We start from the raw sequence: 23,132 nt of genomic DNA on the forward strand, positions 1-23,132 counted from the left end.
CACCCATCATCATCGCCGCCTATCATCATAGCCACGCGACCACCGCAGCATCACCCATCCAATCCGCGATCCCAGATGTTCATGGAAGTGGGCAAGTTTTGTGCCCCTAGGTCAGCGGATCCGGTTGAATCGGCAACTCCACCCGAAATTCCGTTCCTTGCCCGATCGCCGTGCTGAATTCAATGAGTCCGCCATGGGACTTCACAATTCTTTCGCTCACGGACAAGCCCAAACCCGTCCCCCGGCCCACCGGCTTAGTGGTGAAAAAAGGATTAAAAAGCTGATCTCGTGCCGATTCAGGAATCCCCATCCCGTTATCCCGCACCAACACCCGCACCCGATCGCCCAAATTGACCAGGGACACAGCCAACATGGGTTGCCAGTTGGGGTCTTGGCGCTGTCGGTCTTGGCGAATTGCCTCCTCGATCGCATCCAGCGCATTGGTCAGTAAATGCAACAAAACCTGATTAATTTGGTCGGGATAGCACAACACTGGCGACACCGCCTCATAGCGCGTTTCGAGATTGACACTTAATCCCGTCTTTTTGGCCATGGAATCGTTGCCCGTCAGCCGATGATTCAGAATCAACAAAGCGTGCTTAATGCTCGACTGCAAATTCAGGGGCTTCATTCCCTCCTCATCCAGACCCGAAAAGGAGCGCAAAGCCAAAACGATCGAGTTAATTCGCAGCACACCATTCTGCATGGAGTCCATCAGCTTCAGAAAGTCATCTTGGATGAAGGGTAGATCTAATTCCGCCTCCAAGTCCTGTAGATGTTCCGGGCGATCGGGATAGGTTTCCTGATAGGCTCGCACCACATCAATTAAATCCTTGGTGTAGTTTTTGGCATACAACAAATTGCCCCGAATAAAACTAACAGGATTGTTGATTTCATGGGCAATGCCAGCCACCAACTGGCCCAAGCCGGACATTTTTTCCGCATGGATGAGCTGGCTTTGGGTGTTGCGCAAATCCAACAACACTTGATTGAGGACTGCGGCTCGATCGCTCGATAAACGCTCCAATTCAGTGAGAGACTCATTGGCCCGTCGCAAGTCCCCGATCGCCACCGTTCGCTCCCGATTCACCTGCACATAGCTCAAGCAAAGGCCACTGAAGGGAACCAAATAGGCCACGATTTTCAGAAAATGGGCAATATTAAACCCCGAATCAAACAGGGCCATTGACCCAAACACCATGTGGAGCTGAGTGGCCACCTGGGGAATCATGCTGACCCAAAGGGCCAAAGAAAAATAGCTGGGATATTTTTCATAAAACCGAGGCAATCCCCACAAACCCAAAAGGGCAAACAGCACCAACGGCCCCAAATCCCAAGGACGGGTTACGATCGCATCGGGAAACAAGGTGAGTGGTAGTTTCTGACTGGTTAAGCACAGCCAAATGGTTAAATAGGCGAGCACACCTAACCCTAAGGATGCGAAACCAATTAATGCTGAACTACCCAGCCAAGACCGGCCCACCCATTGCCAGCGATCGGGCAAAAGATGGCTGTTGGTGTTCGTAATTGCAACCAATCCCAGGGTCAAAATAGTGCCAGAAAATAATCGGCAGAGCACCCAAGTGAAAGGAATTAAATCCACCGAGCTATCGACAGAATCAATCAGGCGATCGGCGGCCAGGGTGTGAAACGCATCCATACAACCGGCATAAAACAACACCAACCCAATCAGCGGGGTGACCAAATCTCGATGCAACGTAAAGTGCAAAAAGGCCAACACCGCCGTTAGGGTAGCGGCGGCAAAGGCGCTCCATTCCAAAATGGTGTGAATGAAACTACCCGCCAGCATGTGGTGCAACCCATCCACCAATTCCGGATCCTGCACAAATCGAGGATCCGTCATGGCAGGAATGACCGTCGGATCCAAGGGCTGAATCACCGTAGAAAAAGACACCCCTGCCAACTCCAACAGTGACGGCAGAATGGTGATTACCAAAACAGCCCCAACCCAAACTTGAATGGTGCGTGGTTGAATCATGGGGTCGCGATCAAAACTCTCCGGCAAACTTTCCAGCAAACTCTCAAGCTAATTCCCAAGCTAATTCTCCAAATCAGTTCTCACGCCAATTCTCAAGCCAGTTCACCAGTCAAGTCCGAAGCCCATTCCTCGGTCAGTCCCTCGGTCAATTTCTTTCTCAGAGGATGTCTGAAAAGTATTTTGGATGAGTTACCAAGCACCAACAGGGCGCGGAAGATCAACTGTTTCGGCATCACCCCGCACAATGACGACACCCCCCAAGCCCCTGGTTTGCGTCGATCGATGAGGCCGATAAGTAGTAGCTGTGGCTTTTCAGACATCCTCTAAGCGAGTCTTTGAAGTCATTGTCAGGAGCATCCCCAACTCAACCTCTAGGTAAATTTTTGGGCAAATTCCTGGAAAAGAACAGTCTTGATGGCCAGTTTTGACTCCCAAGGGCGTTGGTGGCCCAACGGTTTCCAAGGGAGCTAACTGTCCATAAAGTACCCATCAGGCAAACCAGAAAAAATCCGGGAAGGGCAATCGAAATCATCCAGAAAATTGAAGCATCAATGGTCGCCCTTGAATAGCGATCGCTCGGGAAAGGCAACGATCGCAGGGTTACTCGTGACGGTTCAACGAGCCGAATTTTGAAAGGGTTTGATTGATTTTTCGCCCTAAGGGGCCCCAACGGTGATAAAAGCAGACCAGTCCCGAGGATTTGGATGCTGTTTGATGGTTTCCAGCATGGCGCTACGCAGGGCGACAGCGGTATCGGGATTGCGCTGAAGTGCTTGATAAAAGGCAATCATCAGCGTTTTGGTGGGGTTGTCGGGCACTTTCCAGAGGGAAGCCACCACCGTGGGCACGCCGGCCACTAGGAACGATCGCGCCAGGCCCATCACCCCATCACCCGTAATGCGACCCCGACCAGTATTACAAGCACTCAACACCACGAGCTGGGCTTGCAAGCGCATGGTGGCGATTTCTGCGGCTCGTAACAGACCATCATCCCCTCGGGAGGGAGCCAGGGCCAAGAGGCCAGGCACGGCCGGCTGCACCACGCCTTCTCCCGCTAAGGCGAGGTTGGCATTGTTGCCATTGACCGTTACGTTGCCACCAATGATCACAGAGCCAGGGCTGACAATTACGCCGCCCCGGCGAGCTTTGGGGGCGTTGGGATCGCGCGGGCGGCCAAACTCGTTCAAATTGGCATCCAGATCCAAGACCCCGTGGGTAGCAAAATGCAGGATCCGTTGATTGGGCATCTCAGCCACGATCGCGCTTTTGGTGGCCTGATCGGTCAGCAGCGGTTGCACGCCCAACATTTGAGCCACCGCTTGGGCTTCGGTTTCGGCTCCGGGCAAAGGAGCCAGCCGCTCTCGCTGGCCATCCGGGCCGGCGGGTACTTCCGGCATTAAAACCGGGTTACCCACCACCAGGCCGGGCTGGGCCGCAGGCGTTTGCGTTTTACGGCGTTGTTCGGCGATGGCTAACACCTGAAGGGATGGCGTTGTGGCGATCGTCTGAGTTTGCACAAGGTAATCGCCGTTGGGATTCTGGAGAGCCGCAAAGGGAACCAGGTTAGTGGCCCCTTGCACCACAAATACCAAGCGCTGGTTTGGATCGCGGGGCAATTGAGGGGCGATCGGGGCAATCAACAATTGGTAGAGGCGTTTTAGCTCGGTGGTGGCGCTGCCAGCGGTGGGCAACACAGCGGTCATGGCTCCCCGAGCCGCCAGCACCAATTCGGTGAGGGATTTGGCGGACACTTGGGCGAGATCCACCTCCTTGAAGGCGATCGACCCATTGGGTTGCACGGCCCAAATGGCGACGATCGAGTCATCTTCCAATTCATCACCAATAATCTTCGGGGTCTTGCCCAAAACCGCATAGGTGACAAGGGTTGCGTTGAGCTGTTTGGCCAGTTGGCGAATTTGCCCGATCGACAGGGACTCGGCCGTGGGCTGGCGGGCGGCCTGTTGCATCAACACCTCGACCAGGGCCCGGGCCCGGCCCCGTTCCGCCCACTCCAAGGCCGCTTCGGTTTTGCCTTGGGCAATCAGCGTTCGCAGCAGTTGGCGATAGGCGTAGCTTTGTTGCTCCAGCAGCGTCACCCGTTGAATATCGTTTAAGTCGCCGCTGGCTCGTTTGGTTTCCCAAGACTGAATCGCCATCAACAGATGCCTTTCGGCGGCCGCATAGTCGCGGGTGCGATATTCCGCAATGGCCAACCGACTCAGCCAAGTTTCGTTGCCCGGGTTTCCGTTGGCAAAACGCCGCAACAGGGGAATGGCCTCCGCATCCCGCCCCAACAGCATCAGACATTGGGCCAGGGGGCCAACGGCTTCGGGCCGATTCACGCCCCCTTGGTCGATCGCCTGTTGGTACAACCGGGCAGCTTCGGCGTATCGATCTTGGCGATAGAACAATTCATCGGCTTGTTGAATGAGGCGATCGACCTCGGGACTTTGGGCCCGGTGGGGGAGCAGGGGGCGGGACTGGGGCAGTTGATCGTTGGGAATCAAACGCCCGGCCGCCGTCACGGGCCCGCCGAAGCTAACCGATCCCCCCAGGAGCGAGATCGTCACCATTGCTAACCAGTGCCATCGCCAAGCCACCATAGGGCGCTCTCCGTTGATTAACCCAAACCGGGCTACCATTACTGCAATTTCATTTCTGTTCTATCAGATTCATCAGATCGATCAGATCCATCCGCTTGCGCTGCCCATGGCTCGGTTGCCCCGCTTAAGTTTCGATCGCGGCACTCTGATTTTGCATCCACCGCCCAAGGGCCGCAGTTGGATTGAATGGGCCGTTTGGGACGATCGCATCGAAAAGTTTCGGATTCCAGCGCATCAATACCGATCGCTGGTGGAACGCTTGCGGGCCGAGGCGATCGAGTTTCAGGACGAGGCCAAGGAATTTGCCCCCTTGGAACTGCAACCCCGGTTGCAAATGGAACCCTATCCCCACCAGCAAGAGGCCCTGGCGGCCTGGAAACAGGCGGGCCGCCAAGGGGTGGTGGTGTTGCCAACGGCGGCGGGCAAAACCTACTTGGCCCAAATGGCCATGGTGGCTACGCCGCGCAGCACCTTGGTGATTGTGCCCACGCTGGACTTGATGCACCAGTGGTATGCCCATTGGTCGGCGGCGTTTCCCGATGTGGCGGTGGGGTTGTTGGGGGGTGGCTCGCGCGATCGAACGCCCCTGTTGGTGGCCACCTACGACAGCGCCGCTATCCATGCCGAAACCCTGGGCAATCAGTATGGCCTGTTGATTTTTGATGAATGTCATCACTTGCCCAGCCAGTTTTATCGGGCGATCGCCGACTGTTCGATCGCCCCATACCGCTTGGGACTGACGGCCACGCCCGATCGGGCGGATGGTCGCCATGTGGACTTGGATGAGCTGATTGGGCCCGAGGTCTATCGCAAAGCACCGGAAGACTTGTCGGGCCAAGCCTTGGCCGATCACGAGGTGGTGCAAATTCGGGTGAACTTGGCCGATCGGGAGCGGGCCCGCTACGAGACCTTGATTCAAACCCGGAATCAATTTTTACGATCGCAGAAAATTAGCTTTGGCTCCTTGGATGGGTGGCAGCGGTTTATCCAGGTTTCTGCCCGATCGGCCGAAGGCCGCCGGGCCCTGTTGGCACACCACGAGGCCAAGGCGATCGCCCTCGGTACCGATGGCAAATTACGCCTGTTGGCGGATTTATTGGCTCAACATCACCCCGATCGAGTGTTGATTTTCACAAATGACAACGCCACGGTCTATCGAATTTCCCAGGAATTCTTGATCCCCGCCATCACCCACCAAACGCCGGTTAAGGAGCGCCACGAAATTCTACAAAAGTTCAAACAGGGGGACTATTGCACGATCGTGGTGGCCAATGTGTTGGATGAAGGGGTGGATGTGCCCGATGCCAAGGTGGCGATTTTCCTGGCGGGCAGCGGTTCCACTCGACAGTTCATTCAACGGTTGGGACGAATTTTGCGGAAGGGTAGTGAACCGGGCAAACGGGCCATCCTTTACGAGGTGGTGGCGGCGGACACGGTGGAGGAACGCACGAGCGATCGCCGCCGCCCCGCTGCCCAGGCGGCGGCCCCACCCGATCGCGCCAAGGGTCAACTCACCTTGCTGCCCAGTCCATCTTCCGGGCGATCGCCTCTGAAGGCCGCTGAGGCCAAACCGCGCTATGGATCTCGCCAGCCGCCGGAAACGCCTGCGCTCGATCCCGATCCTGAAGAAGCTGAAAACTAACGGAGGGGACTTGCAAAGCACCGATCGTCCTCGGGGCAAGGGGCTTAAGCCCCTTGTCTGCGTTTCGAGCCGGGTGTGGAATTTAGAGCGCGTTCCGCAATTCCCGCAATTGTTGCAACCCGGCTTGATCCTGCCGATCGCGGTAGATCACTTCCGCCGCCTGGAGATCGGCCCGCGCGGCCACCCGATCGCCCAAGGAACGATGGGCCCTGGCCCGATTCAACAGGGCATTGGCATAGGCGGGCTGTAACCGCAAGGCCTCGGAATAATCCGCGATCGCCCCGAGCCAATCGCGCATCCCGGCCCGAGCCAACCCCCTGGCGTGGAACGCTTCCGCATAGTCCACATTCACCCGCAGGGCCGCTGAATAGTCCGCGATCGCGGCTTCAAAGTTGCGCCGTTGATGATAAACCATCCCTCGGTTGACGTAGGCATTGGCATAGAGCGGATCGAGTTCGATCGCCCGATTCAAGTCCGCCAGGGCCTCCCGAATTTGTCCCATTTGGAAGTAGCCTAACCCACGCAAATTATAGGCTTCGGCCACCTGGGGATCCACCGCGATCGCCTGGCCGTAGTCAGCCATGGCTCGATTGCGATCGCCCGCAATGTGGCGCAACAGGCCGCGCTTCACCCAGCCGCTGGCCTGTTGGGGCCGCAGGGTCACCACCCGATCCAAATCCGCCGCCGCGCCCAGCCGATCGCCCCGGTCAAACCGCAACACACCGCGATTAAACAGGGCTTCCGCCGATTGGGGATTCCGGTCGATCGCCGCGTCAAAATCCGCTAAGGCCGCGGCCCCATCGCCCCGTTGGCGGTGAACCGTTCCCCGGTTGATGTAGGCATTCACGTAGTTGGGATCGAGGGCGATCGCCCGATCGTAATCCGTCAAAGCCGCGGCCCAATTTTGCTGGTCGCGATAGGCATTGCCCCGGTTGTAGTGAATGGTTGGGTCATCCTCTTTTTGACTCAGGGCCGATGAATAGTCCGCGATCGCCCCGGCCAGATCGCCCCGGGCCCGCCGCACTACCCCCCGATTCACCAGGGCGTTGGTCAATTGCGGATCCAAACGCAGGGCTTCGGTATAGTCCGCGATCGCCGCTTCCGCCACCTGCAAGTTCCATTGGGCATTGCCCCGGTTGTAATAGAGCCGAGCCAGTTGGGCCGGGGGCAGTTGACCCGCCGGTTGCAATTCGATCGCCTTGGAAAAATCCGCCACCGCCCCGGCGAAGTCGCGATTACGGAGCCGTTCTTGGGCCCGGTTGGCAAAAAAGTCCGCAGATTCCTGACCGATCGCCCCTTCGGAGTTAGGGGTTTGGGCCACCCAGTGATCGGCGGCCAGAGTCAAGTTGGGTTGTGGCAGCGACGGCGCGATCGCCCTGGCCGTTGTGGCTAAGCACAAACTCGCAACGGAACCGCTAATTAGGATGATCCCTTTACGCCATTGCCCTTTACGCCACCATTCTTTGCGCCATTGTTCTTCGCGCCACTGTTCTTGTCTCATCAATTTGGTCTCTCAAGCCGTTAGGTCAAACTGGGCACGCGATCGACCGCCCGTTGACCGCCCCAGCGCGAGACGATCGCATCGTCATATTCATCCGCCAAGGACAAAACCGCCTGCACCGATGCTTCCAATTCCGGGCGATCGCACTCAGAACCCACGATCGCATGGTTTAGGAAAATATCACCATCGGCATCGATTCCAAAAGCCCCAAACAGCAACCGATCATTCTCACGTAACAGATAGTGCATCAGCTCCGGCGACAAATCCACATTGGTCACCACATAGGAGCGCGTGTTCACCACCGCATCATCATCCCCCCAGGGCAACACCTCCACCAACACACAGGCAGAACCGGCGGTGATGTAAGCCGTGGGATGGGGCGCTTCCATATCAATCACCACATCAGACCAAATCCCTTGGAGCCAGGGAAAGATTTTCTCGTAGCAGCTTTTTTGGGCTTCGGTTTTAAATGTCGCCATGCGGATCACCCCAAACCTATGTTGAAAAACAATCTCCTCAGCGGCAGATGATCCGCCAGCGACTCCAGCAACTGTCCTGAATCACCAGGGTGGGAGCTTGCGGAATTGGGCCGGCTCGATCGGGCTGCAATATTGCCGTTTTAACAAAAATCCGGAACCGCCGTCCTGATGTGGCCAATCATTACAGCTTTTACCGGCTTGCGAGCCTACTAGCATGACAGGCTTAATACATTGGGTCAAAGTTGCGGAACCAGTCGTGATAACAAGGGGCTTAAGCCCCTTGTTGCTTAACGATCAGGTGACGATAACAGCCATGTCATTTAACCCAGCGAATTAAGGCAGCCACGCTACTACGAACCGATCGCTTGCAGCAGTTCCGCGAAGGGTTGCCAATCGTCGGCCTGGTCGATCGCCTCCCAAACGCGCTCAATCTCTGGCCGGACGATCGTGATCAACGGGTTGGCTCGCTGGAGTTGGTCGGCCAAGGCAGCCAACCCCTGATCCGATTGTTGTTGCAAAATTCGCCCATAAACTTCACACCATTTTCCCCAATAGGCCAGGGTTTCCCCTTGGGGGTTGCTGTCAGCAGGGCCCACCCAAAAGGGGCGATCGCTGGCATAGTCTTCCGGGAGATCGCGCCAACTGGGGGAAAAATGGCTGCGCAGTTTGGCAAAGAAAGCGTGATAGGGCGTTTGGGAAACGGCTAAAAATTGCACCGTTGCCTCCACCAAATCATCCGCCTCCGCTTCTGCCAAATGCTCAAACCCCAGCCGGGCCGCCATTAACCGGCGATATTCTTGAGCATATTGCTCTGGGAATCGCTCCAGTCCGGCTTCCAGATCCGCCACCGGCATCACCATCCCCAACGGCCGCTGCAATAGCTCTAAATTCAGGCGACAAATGGTGGGCTGATTGCCATAGGCATAGCGGCCGTAATAGTCAAAATAGGCCGCCGTAAATCGCAAATCGTAAGTGGGAATGAAAGCATAGGGGCCATAGTCAAAACTCTGGCCCGTGATCAGCATATTGTCCGTGTTCAAAACCGCATGGCAGAACCCCGCCACCATCCATTGGGCACAAAGCCGCGCCACCCGCTCCACCAATTCGGCATAGAGCTTGGCTTTCCAATCCCGATCGCCCACCCAATGGCCATAGTAGGTTTCCAGCACATGGGCCAACAGGCGATCGATTAAATCAGGCCGCTTCAGATAGTGCAGTCGCTCAAATGTGCCAAATCGAATGTGGCTTGCTCCCATCCGCACAATCACGGACGATCGCGTGGGCGAGGGTTCATCACCTCGCCATAGTTTTTCGCCCGTTTCAATCAGTGACAAGGTGCGTGATGTGTTGACCCCCAACCGATCGAGCATCTCCGTTGCCAACACTTCCCGCACGCCACCCTTGAGGGTTAAGCGCCCATCGCCGTTTCGGGAATAGGGGGTTTGGCCAGATCCTTTCGTAGCCAAATCATAAAGAACGCCGTCTTGGCCTCGCACTTGGCCATATAAAAAACCCCGTCCATCGCCCAATCGTGGGTTATATTCCCCAAACTGATAGCCGTGGTAACGCATGGCCAGCAGCGGTTCTCGCCCGACAAATTGCCCAAAGGCCGCCACAAAATCATCGTCACGAACCGCCGCAGGATCTAGCCCCAGCTTCGGCAGCAGGTGATCATTCCGAAAGCGCAGTTGATGCATCGGAAATTCAGCAGCCGCCACCGGGTCAAAATAATCGTCCCCCAGTGACTGAAAAGCGGGTTCGTAATCCAAACGCAGAAATGGATTGGTGGGGGTCATGGTTACCAATGGGAATCGGTTGGGAATAATTTAGAAAACTAATTTAAGAAGTTAAATCGTAACTGTTTGGATCGATCTGGTGGATGATTCACACATTTGCGGTATTCTGGGGTGCGATTATTTGCGGAGTAGCCGCGCGAAGCCTGTTCGCAAGGCACGGTTTTGGGTGCTCACTGCGGGACGATTGACAACTCAAACAACCGCTGCGATTTTCCCAAAGCAGGGCAGGATTCACGAAAAAATCTGGCCATCTGGGGCCCCCAATTGCGGTGAGTTCAGGCCCAGCGCGATCGCCCATCTGGGTCAAGGCAACGGCCCGCAAAAGATCCTTCGATCGGGGACTAAGGGCGATCGCTACGCTGTTGAATTCTACAGTGGGAATGGGCTGGGATCGATCGAGCCGGCCAAGGGGTCTGGCAACCTTGAATCTTCCTAAATAATGAAATTACTGTCTTGGCCTTTAGCCGCCTGCCAACTGCGGGCATCAAAGTAAAGATCCTCTAGGGAAATTCGATCGAGCGCGTCACCAATTTTCTGAGCCAGCCGCTTCCAGAGCGATCGCATTACCCAATCTTCTGCCAAATCTGCACCCATCTCTTGCCCCAGCGCAGCGGTGAATGATTCGCCCACCGCCCGCAGAATTTCTCCCAAAAAAATTTCCTTAGGGTCGCGGGCCAGTTGATAGCCACCTCGAGTGCCCCGCAGCGACTCCACCAGCCCCGCCCGCCGCAGCTCAATGAGCAATTTTTCTAGATAGGGCATTGGAATATTTTGGCGCTGGGCAATGGCGCGGACAGGACAAGGGCCAAGACCGCGTTGCAAGGCGAGATCCAGCATCGCCTTGATGCTGTAGCGTCCGCGAGCGGTTAGCTTCATGGCTGGAACCATGACTCCCGATCGTACCGTTTTGCTCCCAGAACCGGTGCTAAATCGCCCCCAGTGCGCCGTTCTTGTGCCGCGAAGATTATCAAGATCATTCCTCAAGTTTGCTGCTGACCACGGTGCTTCGATGGTGCAAGAACGCCAGCATCGCCATCTGATCTTGCAAAATTCTGATGGTTAATCCCTCCTCAGACGAGAATAGGGATGTTTGGAGATCCTGTCAGCAGATCCACTGAATCAGACAATCATTGATTTTTTGAAAAAACCACTAGCGATTTAACACAAATCGTGTACCATGATGGAGCCTGATGCTAGCATGAAATTACCTTCTTGAAGTTTAAAAACACCGCTCGGCTTGGTTGGTGGAACTCATCTCCCCAATCTTCCGATTCAAGCAACTTGTCCCAGGGAATCTTTTGGGAATCGCTGGGATGTTCAAAGGCGTTTGCTGGCAAGAAGGAAGCTGTGGATCGGAACAATTCCGATTTGCAGCCATTGCCGCGATCATCTTCGCCTTTCGCCTGAGATCCGGCAAACGCTGTATCAGTGAATTCATTCATTACTCTCTAGATTGACCAGCCTGTTGGATTAAAACAGCAATGAGCAAGCGCAAAAAGACCGACCCGCAACCCCTGACCGGTGCCCAACTACTGGAAAAGGTCAAGGAACTGGAAAACGCCAGCAAGGAAGAAAAGGCGCGGGCCTGTGGTTACTACACCACGACCAAGGATGGCGTTGATCGCGTCAACATGATGAAGTTCTATAACGCGTTGATTGACGCGGAAGGGATTGAACTCGATAACAAAGCAAAGCCCAATGGTCGGGGTGGCCGCAGTGCAAGTTATCGGATTACGGTGCAGTCGAATGGCAATTTGTTGATTGGCTCGGCTTACACCAAGCAAATGGATCTGAAGCCGGGTGATGAGTTTGAAATTACCCTGGGCCGTAAGCATATTCACCTGAAACAGGTGGAAGGCAACTAAGCTCGAATCTGGTGGTTTCGGCTGATTGTGATCGTGACGATTTCCATTGAGCATTGCGTGATCATGCAGTGCGCACGATCTGATTGCATGGTCAATGGGTGACCAATCAGTGATCAATCGGTAATCAGGAATGCTGACTGACAAGGGGCCAAGGCCCCTTGTTTTGTTTTGTGGGTGTTTGGCTGTGGAGCGATCGGGTTTTGAAGTTGGTGGCTGGTGACGGATTGGCTCTTTCGTTTCTCACATCGCTTGAACCAGACGTGCGGCTCTGTGCCCACTGGTCAATCCTCTGGCGGATTCTATGGCGTGGAAATCGCTAGGTTCCAGCTTGGGCGATCGGGCAGGGGGTGCATTCCTGTTGACGACGCTGCACGGCGGATTCATAGAAGGTTTCCAGGGCCCGCACACCGTGAATTTGGTTAAATATGCGGGCCGATCGCTGGGCGATTTCTAAGCGAAGATTTTGCCGCCAAGCCCGGTCGCACCCTAACCCGATCGCCAAATCACAGTAGTCTTCGGGGGTTTGGGCAATGGTTTCCGTCAGTCCCAATTCCGTGAGGATGGCGGCGGCATGGCGACCGCGCATCAAGGCTCCGGGGAGGGTGACGACGGGGAGACCAGCGGCGATCGCCTCCAGGGCGCTGTTGCAACCGGACCAGTCGATCGAGTCGAGGAACACATCGGCCAGTTGGTTCAGTTGCCAAAATTGCGTTTGGGATTGGGGCGGCAAGATTGTGCAGTGGTCGGCAAAAGCGAGGCCGGCGGCCGCAAAGGCGGCCGCGAGGCGCTGGGCAAAGGGCGGGGCCGCTTCTGGAAAAGGGCTGGCCAGGAAAACGAGGCGCGATCGGGGAACCGCTTGGGCAATTTCCACCCAGAGCCGATCGGCTTGGGGCAAATATTTATATAACGATTGGCAACAGAGATAAACCACTTCGTCGTCAGCCAGGCCCAATTGGGCCCGATCGAGCTGAGGCTGGGGGGCGATCGGGGGGCGATCGTAGGCAATGCCCAATCCCGGTAAACAGATCAGGGTTTCGCTGTAGTGGGTTTCGGCTTGGGGCGGTTCCATCCGATCGCTTGAGAGGTAGTAGTCCACCGTGGGCAGACCGGTGGTGACCGGATGGCCCCAGGTGGCACATTGGACAGGTGCAAACCGCCAACCCCCAATCAGATACATCACCGAATCCATACCCACATCTAGCATCACCGCCACGTCGAGTTGATCTTGCCAGGCGGCCCGACAAAAGGCGGCATAGCGCTGGGGATTGAAGTCGTTGCCCGTTTCCCAAAAGGCAAATCGATCGCTCAGGCGGCGGGCTTCGTCTGTGGTGGCATCCCAGCGATTACCGGCATAGTAGCTATAGATTTCCAGTCGATCACGATCAGCATGGCGCAACCAACCCAGGTGGGTTTTCATCACGGAGTGGTGATAAAAATGGCTGCTGAAATAGCCAATCCGCAATCGGTCGCCCGAGGATCGCTCACGGGGCCGGCGGGGTTGCAAGGGGGCTAAATCAGGAAAAACCGTGGCTAAGGTTTGGCACACCCAAGCGCCATATTGTGCTTGCAAGGCCCGATCATCCTGGCCTTGGTAGTTCAAATAGAACGGAACCCGCAGGGCGATCGCCTGGAGCGCCAACTGCATCAGGGCCGGGTGCGATCGCGTGAGGCCGATCAGCCGATCCAATCCTTGGGCATAGTTCGATCGCGCCTGCCAGAGGGCGGCCTCAGTTTCATAAATCGATGGCAGCTTTAACCACCCATCAAAGGCCGCCAGGGCCCCCGCATACCAAGTTTCTCGTTGGGGTTCCAAGGCCAAGGCTTTGCACCAGGCCTCGATCGCCCCGGCCACCTGGCCCGACTGCCGCAACAGTTCTCCCAAGGCCGCGTAGGGTTCGGCGGCCATCGGATTGGTCAAAATTTGCGATCGCCAATGGGCCCGATCGACCCCCATGGATCCTGGAGCAGCCGACGGATCAAAATTGGACGGTGGGGATGGGGTGGGCGAATCCATAACCATCAACGGGAACCAAAGGGGCGATCGCTGCAAAACAACCATGCCCCGATCGGGCGGCAGGCGCAATAGGCGTTCTGGGTCATGGCCCAAGATTTCAGCCCAATCAGCCTCAACCCAATACCGAAGAAATTGCCCAAATCATCACCCAGAAAACACATCACCCAGAAAACACCCAAAAATCATCAAAACATCGTCAAAAAAACCGCCAGATGTCTAGCATCCGGCGGCTTGTCGTTTGAAGTGCCATTAATTGGGAGAACCCATATCCCGATTTTGGTTTCTCAATCTTGTCCAGGCTGACCTAGGGTTCAAGGGTCGGAGCCAAGGACACTGCCCGATCAACCACCGGAGCCTTAGCCGTTGCCGCCGGTAACTTCAGCGAAGCTTGCAGCATCGGCGATTGGGTCACGGCATCATTGGCGATCGCAAACAGCGGATTCGACAAAATCCCCGCCAGCGATGTGGCAATCACCGACAACACCAAGCCCACTTGCAAAGGACGCATCCCCGGGAGTTTCCAGCTAATGGCCGGGTAGTTCTTCACCGAATCGGACATTTCGTGCGGTTCCTTCACCACCATCATCTTCACCACACGAATGTAGTAGTAGATGGAAACCACGCTGGTGACCAACCCCAACAGCACCAGGGTATACAGGCCCGCTTGCCAGCCCACCCAGAACAGGTAGATCTTGCCGAAGAAGCCAGCCAGAGGCGGAATGCCACCCAGGGACAGCAGCGACACACTCAGCCCCAAGGTCAACAGGGGATCTTTTTGGTAAAGCCCCGAGTATTCACTGATCTCATCCGTGCCCGTGCGCAGGGAGAACAGAATCACGCAGGCGAAACCGCCCAGGTTCATGAACAAATAAACCAACAGGTAAAACACCATGCTGGCGTAGCCGTCGGCCGTGTTGGCCAACAGCCCGATCGTCACGAAGCCGGCCTGCCCGATCGAGGAATAAGCCAGCATCCGCTTCATGCTGGTTTGGGCCAGGGCCACCACGTTCCCCAGCACCATACTCAGAATGGCCAGGGCCGTGAACACAAAGTGCCATTGTTCCGACACCAGCGGGAACGCCGTCACCAACAGGCGAATGGCCAGAGCGAACCCAGCCGCCTTGGAACCCACGGACAAAAAGGCCACCACCGGAGTGGGCGAGCCTTCATACACGTCGGGAGTCCATTGGTGGAAGGGCACAGCCGAAATCTTGAAGGCAATCCCCGCGATCGCGAAGACCAGCGCCACCACAATCCCAATTTGGGGCGTGGTGGGGTTGCTGGCAATCCCGGCAGCGATTTCGCCCAAGCGGGTGTGGCCGCCCGAGAGGCCATAGAGCAACGAAGCGCCGTAGAGGAAGATGGCAGAGCTAGAAGCCCCAATCAGCAAATATTTGAGAGCCGCTTCGTTGGAGCGCGGATCCCGCTTCATGTATCCCGTCAACAAGTAGGACGCGATACTGAGGGTTTCCAACGCCACAAAAATCATCACCAACTCGTCAGCGCCCGACAGGAACATCCCGCCAACCGTTGCCGTGAGCAAAATGACGATGAATTCGCCCAGGGCCGTGCCGGTGGATTCCACATAGGCGATCGACATCAAGATTGTGATTGCCGACGACAGGGCGACGATTCCCCGGAAAACACTGCCCAGGGTGTCGTTGCTGAAGCCGCCCAGGAAGGAAACCGGGTCTTCCGGGTTCCACTGGAGCCACAGGGCCACCACGGATCCCAACAGACCGGCCACGGCCACATAAGGAGTCCAGCGCGATGCGGCCCGCCCGGACACGAGATCGATTAACAAGACTGCCAGGAGGGTCAAAATGACAATACCTTCTGGCAGGATTGCCCAAGCGTTGAGCTGTGAGGCAACGGTTGAGAAGTCCATAGGGAATTAAATCCGTTGAGCGCTTGAAACAATTGCCATTTCTAGGTTGCAGGGAAATGCGGCCTGCGTTCGGTTAACCATTTTAGGGGTTGGCGTGTGGATCGCTACGCGATCGCGCTGGATAGGCGATAACAATCCCCAAATGCCCCGATAACTAGCCAGTAATCGATCGCCCTTGGAGCATCACCCGATCGCCACCCGATCGCCCGGTTCGTGCATCTGAAAAACAGCTTGGAGTAGCCTCAAATGGCTTCAAGGGCTGCTGAAATTGCCTCAAGTTGCCAAGGCCGCTCCGCAATCTCCCCGCCATATCTCCACAAAAATCCCCAAAACTGCTCCCTACCTTCAGCATCTTCCCAGTCTTTAAGCAAATTGCAGCCGTAACAAGGAGAGGTCATCTTCAAAATAGCTGCGGCCACTGTTAAAGTCCTGTACCCGATTCACGATTTGCTCCACGGCTCCCCGCTCAGGAACCGCCCAACATTCCCGCAACACTTCCACGAAGGGATCCAGCCCCCAAACAGTACCATCGGGCATTCCCAGTTCGTAAATGCCATCGCTGAAGATGTAGAGCGTGCTGCCGGGGGGAACTTCGCAAAAGGCCTCGCTATATTTCGCTTCCGCAAACATGCCAACGGGTAGCCCTACCGTTCGGAGGCGTTGGGCCGTTGGTAACGATTCTTTGCTGGGCGAGAGCAAAATTCCGGGCGGATGGCCAGCGCTGGCATAGGCCAAGCTCCGGGTGCGGCGGCTGTAGACTCCATACCAAGCAGTGAAGTATTTGTCGTTGCGATCGTTCATTTGAAACGCGCCATTCAGGGCCCGCAACACCTCGCTGGGGCTGCCATAGTCTTGGATCGGGAGCGATCGGGAGCGCAGCAAATTCAACACTGACAACGAGGGCAGCGCCGCCTTCAGGCCATGGCCCGCCGCATCCACCAGATAAACCACGAGTCGATCGTCATCGAGCCAATAAAAATCGAAACAGTCACCCCCCAAGCGGCTGGATGGTTCAAATTTGGCCGAAATACCCACCGCGCCGTCCATGGGTGCGGGTAGCAGGGTTTTGACATAATCGGCCGCTTCGGCCATTTCCTCTTCCAACAGCCGTTTTTGTTCCTTCAAGTCCTGATTCAGTTGATGTAGCCGCAGACCCGCCCGCACCCGGGCCTTCAGTTCGTTCATCTCGATCGGCTTGGACAGGAAGTCATCGGCTCCGGCATCCAACCCCCTGACCCGATCGTCCACGGAGCCAAGGGAGGTCAACAAAATGAAAAACGTGGAGGATAAATTGGCCTCCAGCTTGACCCGCCGACAAACCTCAATGCCGTCCATCTTCGGCATCATCCAATCGCAAATGATCAGAGCGGGCTGCTGACTACAGGCCAACTCCAAACCAGCAACACCATCTTCTGCAACCAACACCTCATAGCCCTGTTTGGTCAGGGTGCGCTCTAGCAGGCGGCGGATGGTGGGATCGTCATCGATAATCAGCAGACGGAACATAGGTCAAGGCAGTGGTGGCAAGATGGAACAAGAGGAGCAACCCAAGTGTTGGTCAATTCAGGCGTGATGTCTGAGGCATGATGTCTTAAGCGTAATGTCGGCGTAAGATGCAGCCGTTGCACTGAAATGAACCGAGTGACTGAAAGAAGCCAGATGAAATGCACCGGATGAAATACGCCGTATCGCGTAAACAAATCAAATGGGGCAAATGGGGTCAATCGAATGGGGTCAATCAAATGACATCAGGCGAACCAAATTGAGCCGATGACAACGGGATCGCGCCGAGTCCGATCGGCCCTTGATGTAGATGAGCACCGAGCATGAACACCCGGGATGAGCGTCGATGGGGATTGCCGCCATTCCAGTCGAATAGTCCGGAAGGGTTGAGCCATCCTCCGAAGCAAGTTAGCCTGGGGAGTAATGCGTGATCCTTCACGAATTGTCCCTGGGATTGGCGGCTGAGGGTTGAGTTGGCTGGGCCTGGGCCACAACGTGCAACGGGTTGCGATCGCGCCCCGAAACGGATGAGTCTCGGTCACGGGAATTCCGCCCTGGCTGGAGTAGGAATCGTGAGCTATCAGTGGAGTACCTGGAATGGTACGGACTACGGCTGATTTTGGCACAATGCCTGGGATGGCGTGGCTAAAATTCAGGGTTGAGACTGAAGGCTTGAGAATTCCGAACGCTTTGCTTGAACGCGCCGCAGAGGTTGGATGCTTTGAATCCCAGCGTAAACCAAACGATTCGACTTCGCATTGCTAGCGATTTGGCGGTGCTCGATCGCGTTTTGAACTGGTTTGACACGCTCGATCGCCCCCACGTGCCTCGTACTGTGTGGCTCCAATGCCTCTCGGTGCTGGCGGAGGTTTTTACGAATGCGGTGCGCCATGCCCATCGCCAACACCCTTGCGACACCCCGATCGAGCTGGAGGCAGAACTCACGGCCACGGCCTTGACCTTGCGCCTTTGGGATCATGGAGAACCGTTTGACTTGCGACAGGCGGTGTTGGAACGGGGCCAAACTCCCGAACCCCCGGAAACTCTTGATATTGAACAGCTCAGCGGTGGCGGACGGGGCTTAACCATTCTGAATCGGGTAGCCGATCGCCTGAGCTATGATCCCCAGCCGGATGGTCGCAACTTGTTGGAATTTGTGAAATATTTTGAACCGGTGCTCCCGATCGCGGATTGAGTCAAGCCTCGCCGCCAAACTCGATCGCCTCGTACAGATCCGCAAGCGGCAATTCCACTGACACCGCATCCAACAGCACCCGATCGCTCAATTGCCCATATTCACTGAACAGCCACTGCTGATCCCCCGTTCGGGCATAGAGTTCCACATGGGGCTGATATTGATCAATTAACAAATAGTTTTGCAAGCTTGCGATCGTCCGGTAGGCGGCGAATTTTTCAGTGCGATCGTAAGCTGCTGTTGATTTGGAAAGTACCTCAGCAATCAGGATCGGATTCATTACGGTATCGGTGCGATCGGGCTTTCGTTCGATGGGTCGCTTTGCCACCATCACATCAGGATAGGTATATAAATTCGGCTCCGGAATCCACAGCCGCTGATCTGCCAATGCCAGATCATAGGCTTGTCCTCGCAAGGCAAATTTCAGAATTGTAATCAAATTAATTGCAATGAAATTATGCTCCGGTGTACCCCCTGTCATTGGAACAACAACTCCATTACGATATTCATTTCGAGTTTCAGCCAGAACTTCTTGGGCTAAATAATCATCAGCGGTAATGACTGCAGGTTCCGGTAATAGGGCGATCGACATGGCAAACCTCCTAGAAGATTGCTGGGGGCATTGACCCAATGACCTCAATCGAGTTGCTTGCTCCAAACCCAAAAAAGGGAGAGCAGATCCCCCTCTTCATTTATTTTATGGTGCAAATTTGGGCAAGCGATCGCGCTGAGTCTTTAGGAGTCGATCGCGCATGATTCTGACGACTGCAACCGGCGCGATCGCATTCCGATCAGTTAAGTGACTTATTACCTATCGCGATTTAGTCCCGTAATTTGTGCAGCTCTTAGGCAATTGCCCGTCAAGATTGCAGTTTTGTTACAACACCACGCCGAGGACTTGGGTTTGTGCGCCTCGGGCTTGGGTCACACCAATCACCCGATCGGACGCTTCAATGGTGGGACGGCGCAAACTAACCACAATGAACTGTGCTTCGGCGGCCTGTTGTTTCACCATTTTGGCCAGGCGCTCCACGTTCGATCCATCCAGGAACATATCCACCTCGTCAAAGGCATAGAACGGCGAGGGGCGGTAGCGCTGAAGGGCAAAAATGAAACTGAGGGCTGTCAAGGATTTTTCGCCGCCGGACATGGAAGCCAGCCGTTGCACCGGTTTGCCCTTGGGGTGGGCCACCAGGTTGAGGCCACTTTCTAAGGGGTTTTCGGGATCATCCAGTTGCAAGCGGCCGTCGCCTTGAGATAGCTCAGCAAAGATGATTTGAAAGTTGCGATCGACCGCATCAAAGGCCTCATAAAATGCCTGTTGGCGCAGAGTGGTGAAATTTTCCACGCGCAACAACAATTCCGTGCGCTCCTGCTCGATCGTCGCCAGCTTTTCACTCAGTTGATTCAGCCGGCCTTGCACTTGATCGTATTCTTCCAGGGCCAGCATATTCACCGGCTCCAGACTTTCCAATCGGCGCTGTAAGGTGCGAATCGTTTGATCCAGTTGTTCGCGGTGGGCGGCCAATTGAGCGGGATCACTGGGCAGGGGTTCCGAGTCGGGCGGTAGATCGGGCCGATCGCCCTCGGCTCGGTTTTCCAACTCTTGCAATTCCGCTTGCTGTTGTTGTTGGGTTTCTTGGAGCCGATCGCGCTGAAATTCCAGGGTTTGAAGCGCTTGGCGTTGACGATTCAGAGCTGTTTCTTGGTGATCTCGCTGTTGTTTGGTTTCGCCAAGGGTGGTTTCCAAAGCCGCAATTTGCCCTTGTAGATCAGCGATCGCTTGATCCAATTCCGTTTGGGTTTGCTGAAGCTGTTGGAACCGATCGCCCGCTGTGGTGAGCTGATCTGTGGCTTGGGCGATTTGTTGCGCCAGTTGTTGGCGCTGTTGGCTGAGGCGATCGACTTCGCGGGCTTGGTCGGCCTGCTGGGCTTGGGCCGATCGCAAATTGTCCGCCAATTGTGAGAGCACCGATTCCCGATCGCGGATTTCCGTTTGGGCCTCGCTCCATTGGCTGTGGGCGGGCGAGTCCTCCAGCTGGGCGATCGCCTGGCGCAGGTTGGCCAACTGGCGCTCGGCGGCCGGCAAGGCCCGATCGAGCTGGGCCAAGCGTTCCTGGCTGGTGGTCAGTTCCTGGGTCAGCCGATCGCGCTGTTGGGCCAGGCGATCGCGCTGGCCCGTGGTGGCCGTCAGGGCCGCTTGCAGTTGCTCCAGTTGCCGTTGGGCATCGCGGCGGGCCTGGCGCAAATCGTTCAGGGTTTGGGTGTGGCGCTGGCTGTCCAATTGAGCCTGGGCGATCGCCCCATCACAACGGCCCAACACCCGATCGATATCCCGCAGCCGATCGCGCAGTTCCGCCGCCGCCTTCGCCTCCTCCGTCAGTTCGCCACCGCCAAACCGCAGGCCGCCCCGGGACTTTTGCATACTGCCGCCGGTCATCGCTCCGCTGGTTTCCAGCAATTCCCCATCCAGCGTCACGATCCGATGGCGACCCAGGAGCGATCGAGCCTGATCCAACCGCTCAAACACCACCGTCCCGCCAAACACATACTCAAAAATGTTCCGGTAGCGATCGTCAAAATCCACCAGGTTGACCGCGTAATCCAGCCAACCCGCCACCGCCGCCCGCCCCCGAGCCATGGCCGCCGACTCGCCGCCGCCACCACCGCGAATTTTGTTCAAGGGCAAGAAGGTGACACGCCCGGCCCGCTCCCGTTTCAGGATTTCGATCGCCGCCGCCGCCACCGCATCATCTTCCACCACCAAATGGCCCAGCCGCGCTCCGGCCGCAATCTCCAAGGCCACCTGATAGCGCGGTTCCACCTGCCCCAAATTGGCCACCAGGCCGCAAATGCCCGGTAAGTCACTTTGCAGCAGCAATTGCACCCCAAACGTGCCTTGGGCTTCCCGTTGGGCCTGGGTTTGGGCTTCCAGTTTGTCCAGTTGCCGTTGCACTTGTCGCTGCTCGTCCTGCAAGCGGCTGCGGGTTTTCTGTTGGAGCTGCAACTCCTGCTCGGCGGCGGCCAACTGCTCGGCGGCCGTTTGGATTTGGGGTTCCAGGCTGCGGGTTTGCCGATCGACCGTTTGGAATTCTCGATCGTGCTCATTGAGTCGATCGCCCGCCCGCTCCCATTCCGTGGCGATTTCCGCCAACTGGGTTTCGATTTGCTTCAGCCGCTCCTGCAAGGTGGCCCGCTCCGTGCGCTGGGGATCGATCGACGCTTGGATCGTCTCCAACTGGTGGCGCAAGTCCGTTTGCTGTTGCACCCAAGCCTGGGACGCTTCCGCCAACTCTGCCGCCTCAGCCCGGGCCCGGTTCAGGTTGGCCGCCGCCCGATCGTGGGCCTGTTGCAATTCCTCCAGGCGCTCTTGCAATTCCGGCCCAGTGGCGGCCAAGGCGGCCTCGGTGCGATCGACCTCCGCCACCTCCGCTGTTAACCGGGCGATCGTTTGTTGTTGGGTTTGCTGCTGGTGAGTCAGCTCCGTTTGTTGGCGTTGCACCTGATCCCGTTGGGCCCGGTGGGTGGCTAGCTCCGTTTGCAGAGCGATTTGTTCCGATTCCCCCAGGGATTTCACGGTTTGGTTTAGCCGCTCCAGTTCCGCCGCCTGGGTTTCGACTGTCGCCCGTTCCGCCACCAGGCGATCGGCTAACTGCGCCAAATCCTGTTCCCGCTGGGCGATCGATTGGCGCAACTGCTCCACCTTCGACTGTTCCAGCAGCCAATCCACCACCGCCAAGCGCCCTTGCTGGCCCTGCATTTCCTGGCGAATTTGTTGATATTTCAGAGCCTTGGTGCGGTCTTTGGCCAGGCGATCGCACTGAATTTGCAACTCCTGCTCCAGGATGCGGCAGCGATCTTCGCGCTCCTTCACCTCTTCGAGGGTTTGCTTGGTTTGGATAATTTTGCGATCGAAGTTGGCCACCCCCGCCAGCTCATCGACAATCTGCCGCCGCTCCCGAGGGTTCATGGAAATGATGCTAGTCACGTCCCCTTGCAGCACCACGTTGTAGCCTTCGGGATAGATCCGCAGCTTCGAGAGGGATTGGTGCAACTCGCTGAGGGTGCAGGGTTCGCCGCCGATGTAGTAGTTGGAGGTGTAGGTTCCCTGTTGGGTGACGCGCAGTTTGCGGGTAACAGTCCATTCACTGAGGGGCTGGCCGTCGGCATCGCGCAAACCGGGCAAGTCTTCGGCGGCTTCGGCGGAAACGGTGGCCAGCAGGGCGGCTTCTTCGCTCAGATCAAAGGTGACAGTAACGGCAGCTTCCACGGTCGATCGCTTGCCTTTGCCTTGGCCCTTGCCCATTTGTCCCTGGTTCACCAAGTCAGGCAGGCGATCGGCGCGCATTCCTTTGGAAGAGGAGAGGCCGAGGGCAAACAGCAGCGCATCGAGAATGTTGGATTTGCCGGAGCCGTTGGGGCCCGAAACCACGGTGAATCCGGGCAGCAAGGGAACTCGCGTCGTGCCGCCAAAGGATTTGAAGTTCGTGATTTCAACTTGCTTGATATACAACGGGCCGGCGACCGCTCACGGGGCGGGTTACAGGGACGAGGAAGACGGAAACAGCGTTCCACCGCGCTATCTTACCCAAAACTCTCGCGAAACGGCGATCGGCCCGTTAGCTTTTCTGTTTTATCCCCAGGCTC

15 protein-coding genes are annotated in these 23,132 nt (G+C 56.5%); 3 read left to right on the forward strand and 12 right to left on the reverse strand.

What is annotated here, in order from left to right:
- Positions 1-106: 106 nt before the first annotated feature.
- Positions 107-1,999, reverse strand: coding sequence for an ATP-binding protein (locus H6G53_RS01520; protein ID WP_190530707.1), 1,893 nt, complete (start codon positions 1,997-1,999; stop codon positions 107-109).
- Positions 2,000-2,655: 656 nt separating this feature from the next.
- A complete protein-coding gene (locus H6G53_RS01525; protein ID WP_190354736.1) occupies positions 2,656-4,602 on the reverse strand; it encodes a CHAT domain-containing tetratricopeptide repeat protein in 1,947 nt (648 codons plus the stop codon).
- Between the two features lie 106 nt (positions 4,603-4,708).
- Here H6G53_RS01525 and H6G53_RS01530 point away from each other — a divergent pair, with 106 nt between their 5' ends.
- A complete protein-coding gene (locus tag H6G53_RS01530; RefSeq protein WP_190530708.1) occupies positions 4,709-6,244 on the forward strand; it encodes a DEAD/DEAH box helicase in 1,536 nt (511 codons plus the stop codon).
- A gap of 82 nt (positions 6,245-6,326) precedes the next feature.
- Here the strand turns inward: H6G53_RS01530 and H6G53_RS01535 are convergent, their stop codons facing one another.
- The 5 genes from H6G53_RS01535 to H6G53_RS01555 all read right to left on the reverse strand — a co-directional run bounded on the left by H6G53_RS01535 (position 6,327) and on the right by H6G53_RS01555 (position 11,462).
- Positions 6,327-7,745: a tetratricopeptide repeat protein gene (locus tag H6G53_RS01535; RefSeq protein ID WP_190530709.1), complete on the reverse strand. Its 1,419-nt coding sequence runs from the start codon at positions 7,743-7,745 to the stop codon at positions 6,327-6,329.
- 20 nt (positions 7,746-7,765) lie between these two features.
- The gene (locus tag H6G53_RS01540; RefSeq protein ID WP_099534564.1) at positions 7,766-8,224 is read right to left on the reverse strand and encodes a YbjN domain-containing protein; all 459 of its coding nucleotides are present in this window, start codon (positions 8,222-8,224) and stop codon (positions 7,766-7,768) included.
- Between the two features lie 350 nt (positions 8,225-8,574).
- Positions 8,575-10,020: a YdiU family protein gene (locus tag H6G53_RS01545; RefSeq protein ID WP_190530710.1), complete on the reverse strand. Its 1,446-nt coding sequence runs from the start codon at positions 10,018-10,020 to the stop codon at positions 8,575-8,577.
- A gap of 432 nt (positions 10,021-10,452) precedes the next feature.
- Positions 10,453-10,896 carry an Rrf2 family transcriptional regulator gene (locus H6G53_RS01550; RefSeq protein WP_099532115.1) on the reverse strand — a complete coding sequence of 148 codons (444 nt, stop codon included), beginning with the start codon at positions 10,894-10,896 and terminating at the stop codon, positions 10,453-10,455.
- A 317-nt stretch (positions 10,897-11,213) separates the two neighbouring features.
- Entirely contained in the window at positions 11,214-11,462 is a 249-nt protein-coding gene (locus H6G53_RS01555; RefSeq protein ID WP_190354740.1) for a hypothetical protein, read from the reverse strand.
- 39 nt (positions 11,463-11,501) lie between these two features.
- On the opposite strand from H6G53_RS01555, the gene H6G53_RS01560 reads away from it, so the two are divergent.
- Positions 11,502-11,885: an AbrB family transcriptional regulator gene (locus H6G53_RS01560; protein WP_099532113.1), complete on the forward strand. Its 384-nt coding sequence runs from the start codon at positions 11,502-11,504 to the stop codon at positions 11,883-11,885.
- 316 nt (positions 11,886-12,201) lie between these two features.
- On the opposite strand, the gene H6G53_RS01565 is transcribed toward H6G53_RS01560, so the two are convergent.
- From H6G53_RS01565 to H6G53_RS01575, 3 genes are all read right to left on the reverse strand, one after another.
- Positions 12,202-13,992: a hypothetical protein gene (locus H6G53_RS01565; protein WP_190530711.1), complete on the reverse strand. Its 1,791-nt coding sequence runs from the start codon at positions 13,990-13,992 to the stop codon at positions 12,202-12,204.
- Between the two features lie 211 nt (positions 13,993-14,203).
- The gene (locus tag H6G53_RS01570) at positions 14,204-15,787 is read right to left on the reverse strand and encodes an NAD(P)H-quinone oxidoreductase subunit N (RefSeq protein ID WP_099532111.1); all 1,584 of its coding nucleotides are present in this window, start codon (positions 15,785-15,787) and stop codon (positions 14,204-14,206) included.
- A 363-nt stretch (positions 15,788-16,150) separates the two neighbouring features.
- The gene (locus H6G53_RS01575) at positions 16,151-17,293 is read right to left on the reverse strand and encodes a PP2C family protein-serine/threonine phosphatase (RefSeq protein WP_099532109.1); all 1,143 of its coding nucleotides are present in this window, start codon (positions 17,291-17,293) and stop codon (positions 16,151-16,153) included.
- A gap of 718 nt (positions 17,294-18,011) precedes the next feature.
- Here H6G53_RS01575 and H6G53_RS01580 point away from each other — a divergent pair.
- Entirely contained in the window at positions 18,012-18,485 is a 474-nt protein-coding gene (locus tag H6G53_RS01580; protein WP_099532120.1) for an anti-sigma regulatory factor, read from the forward strand.
- A 1-nt stretch (position 18,486) separates the two neighbouring features.
- Here H6G53_RS01580 and H6G53_RS01585 read toward each other — a convergent pair whose 3' ends face one another.
- Both H6G53_RS01585 and smc read right to left on the reverse strand, forming a co-directional pair.
- A complete protein-coding gene (locus H6G53_RS01585; RefSeq protein WP_190530712.1) occupies positions 18,487-19,077 on the reverse strand; it encodes a Uma2 family endonuclease in 591 nt (196 codons plus the stop codon).
- Between the two features lie 285 nt (positions 19,078-19,362).
- Positions 19,363-22,998, reverse strand: coding sequence for a chromosome segregation protein SMC (gene smc, locus H6G53_RS01590; RefSeq protein WP_190530713.1), 3,636 nt, complete (start codon positions 22,996-22,998; stop codon positions 19,363-19,365).
- Between the last annotated feature and the right edge of the window lie 134 nt (positions 22,999-23,132).

It is taken from the genome of Limnothrix sp. FACHB-406, from assembly GCF_014698235.1.
Taxonomy (GTDB): Bacteria; Cyanobacteriota; Cyanobacteriia; order CACIAM-69d; family CACIAM-69d; genus CACIAM-69d.

Excerpts from the sequence above, each read along its gene's own strand:
- H6G53_RS01520 (WP_190530707.1), bottom strand. The coding sequence starts at position 1,999 with ATGATTCAACCACGCACCATTCAAGTTTGGGTTGGGGCTGTTTTGGTA.
- H6G53_RS01525 (WP_190354736.1), bottom strand. The coding sequence starts at position 4,602 with ATGGTGGCTTGGCGATGGCACTGGTTAGCAATGGTGACGATCTCGCTC.
- H6G53_RS01530 (WP_190530708.1), top strand. The coding sequence starts at position 4,709 with ATGGCTCGGTTGCCCCGCTTAAGTTTCGATCGCGGCACTCTGATTTTG.
- H6G53_RS01535 (WP_190530709.1), bottom strand. The coding sequence starts at position 7,745 with ATGAGACAAGAACAGTGGCGCGAAGAACAATGGCGCAAAGAATGGTGG.
- H6G53_RS01540 (WP_099534564.1), bottom strand. The coding sequence starts at position 8,224 with ATGGCGACATTTAAAACCGAAGCCCAAAAAAGCTGCTACGAGAAAATC.
- H6G53_RS01545 (WP_190530710.1), bottom strand. The coding sequence starts at position 10,020 with ATGACCCCCACCAATCCATTTCTGCGTTTGGATTACGAACCCGCTTTT.
- H6G53_RS01550 (WP_099532115.1), bottom strand. The coding sequence starts at position 10,896 with ATGAAGCTAACCGCTCGCGGACGCTACAGCATCAAGGCGATGCTGGAT.
- H6G53_RS01555 (WP_190354740.1), bottom strand. The coding sequence starts at position 11,462 with ATGAATGAATTCACTGATACAGCGTTTGCCGGATCTCAGGCGAAAGGC.
- H6G53_RS01560 (WP_099532113.1), top strand. The coding sequence starts at position 11,502 with ATGAGCAAGCGCAAAAAGACCGACCCGCAACCCCTGACCGGTGCCCAA.
- H6G53_RS01570 (WP_099532111.1), bottom strand. The coding sequence starts at position 15,787 with ATGGACTTCTCAACCGTTGCCTCACAGCTCAACGCTTGGGCAATCCTG.
- H6G53_RS01575 (WP_099532109.1), bottom strand. The coding sequence starts at position 17,293 with ATGTTCCGTCTGCTGATTATCGATGACGATCCCACCATCCGCCGCCTG.
- H6G53_RS01585 (WP_190530712.1), bottom strand. The coding sequence starts at position 19,077 with ATGTCGATCGCCCTATTACCGGAACCTGCAGTCATTACCGCTGATGAT.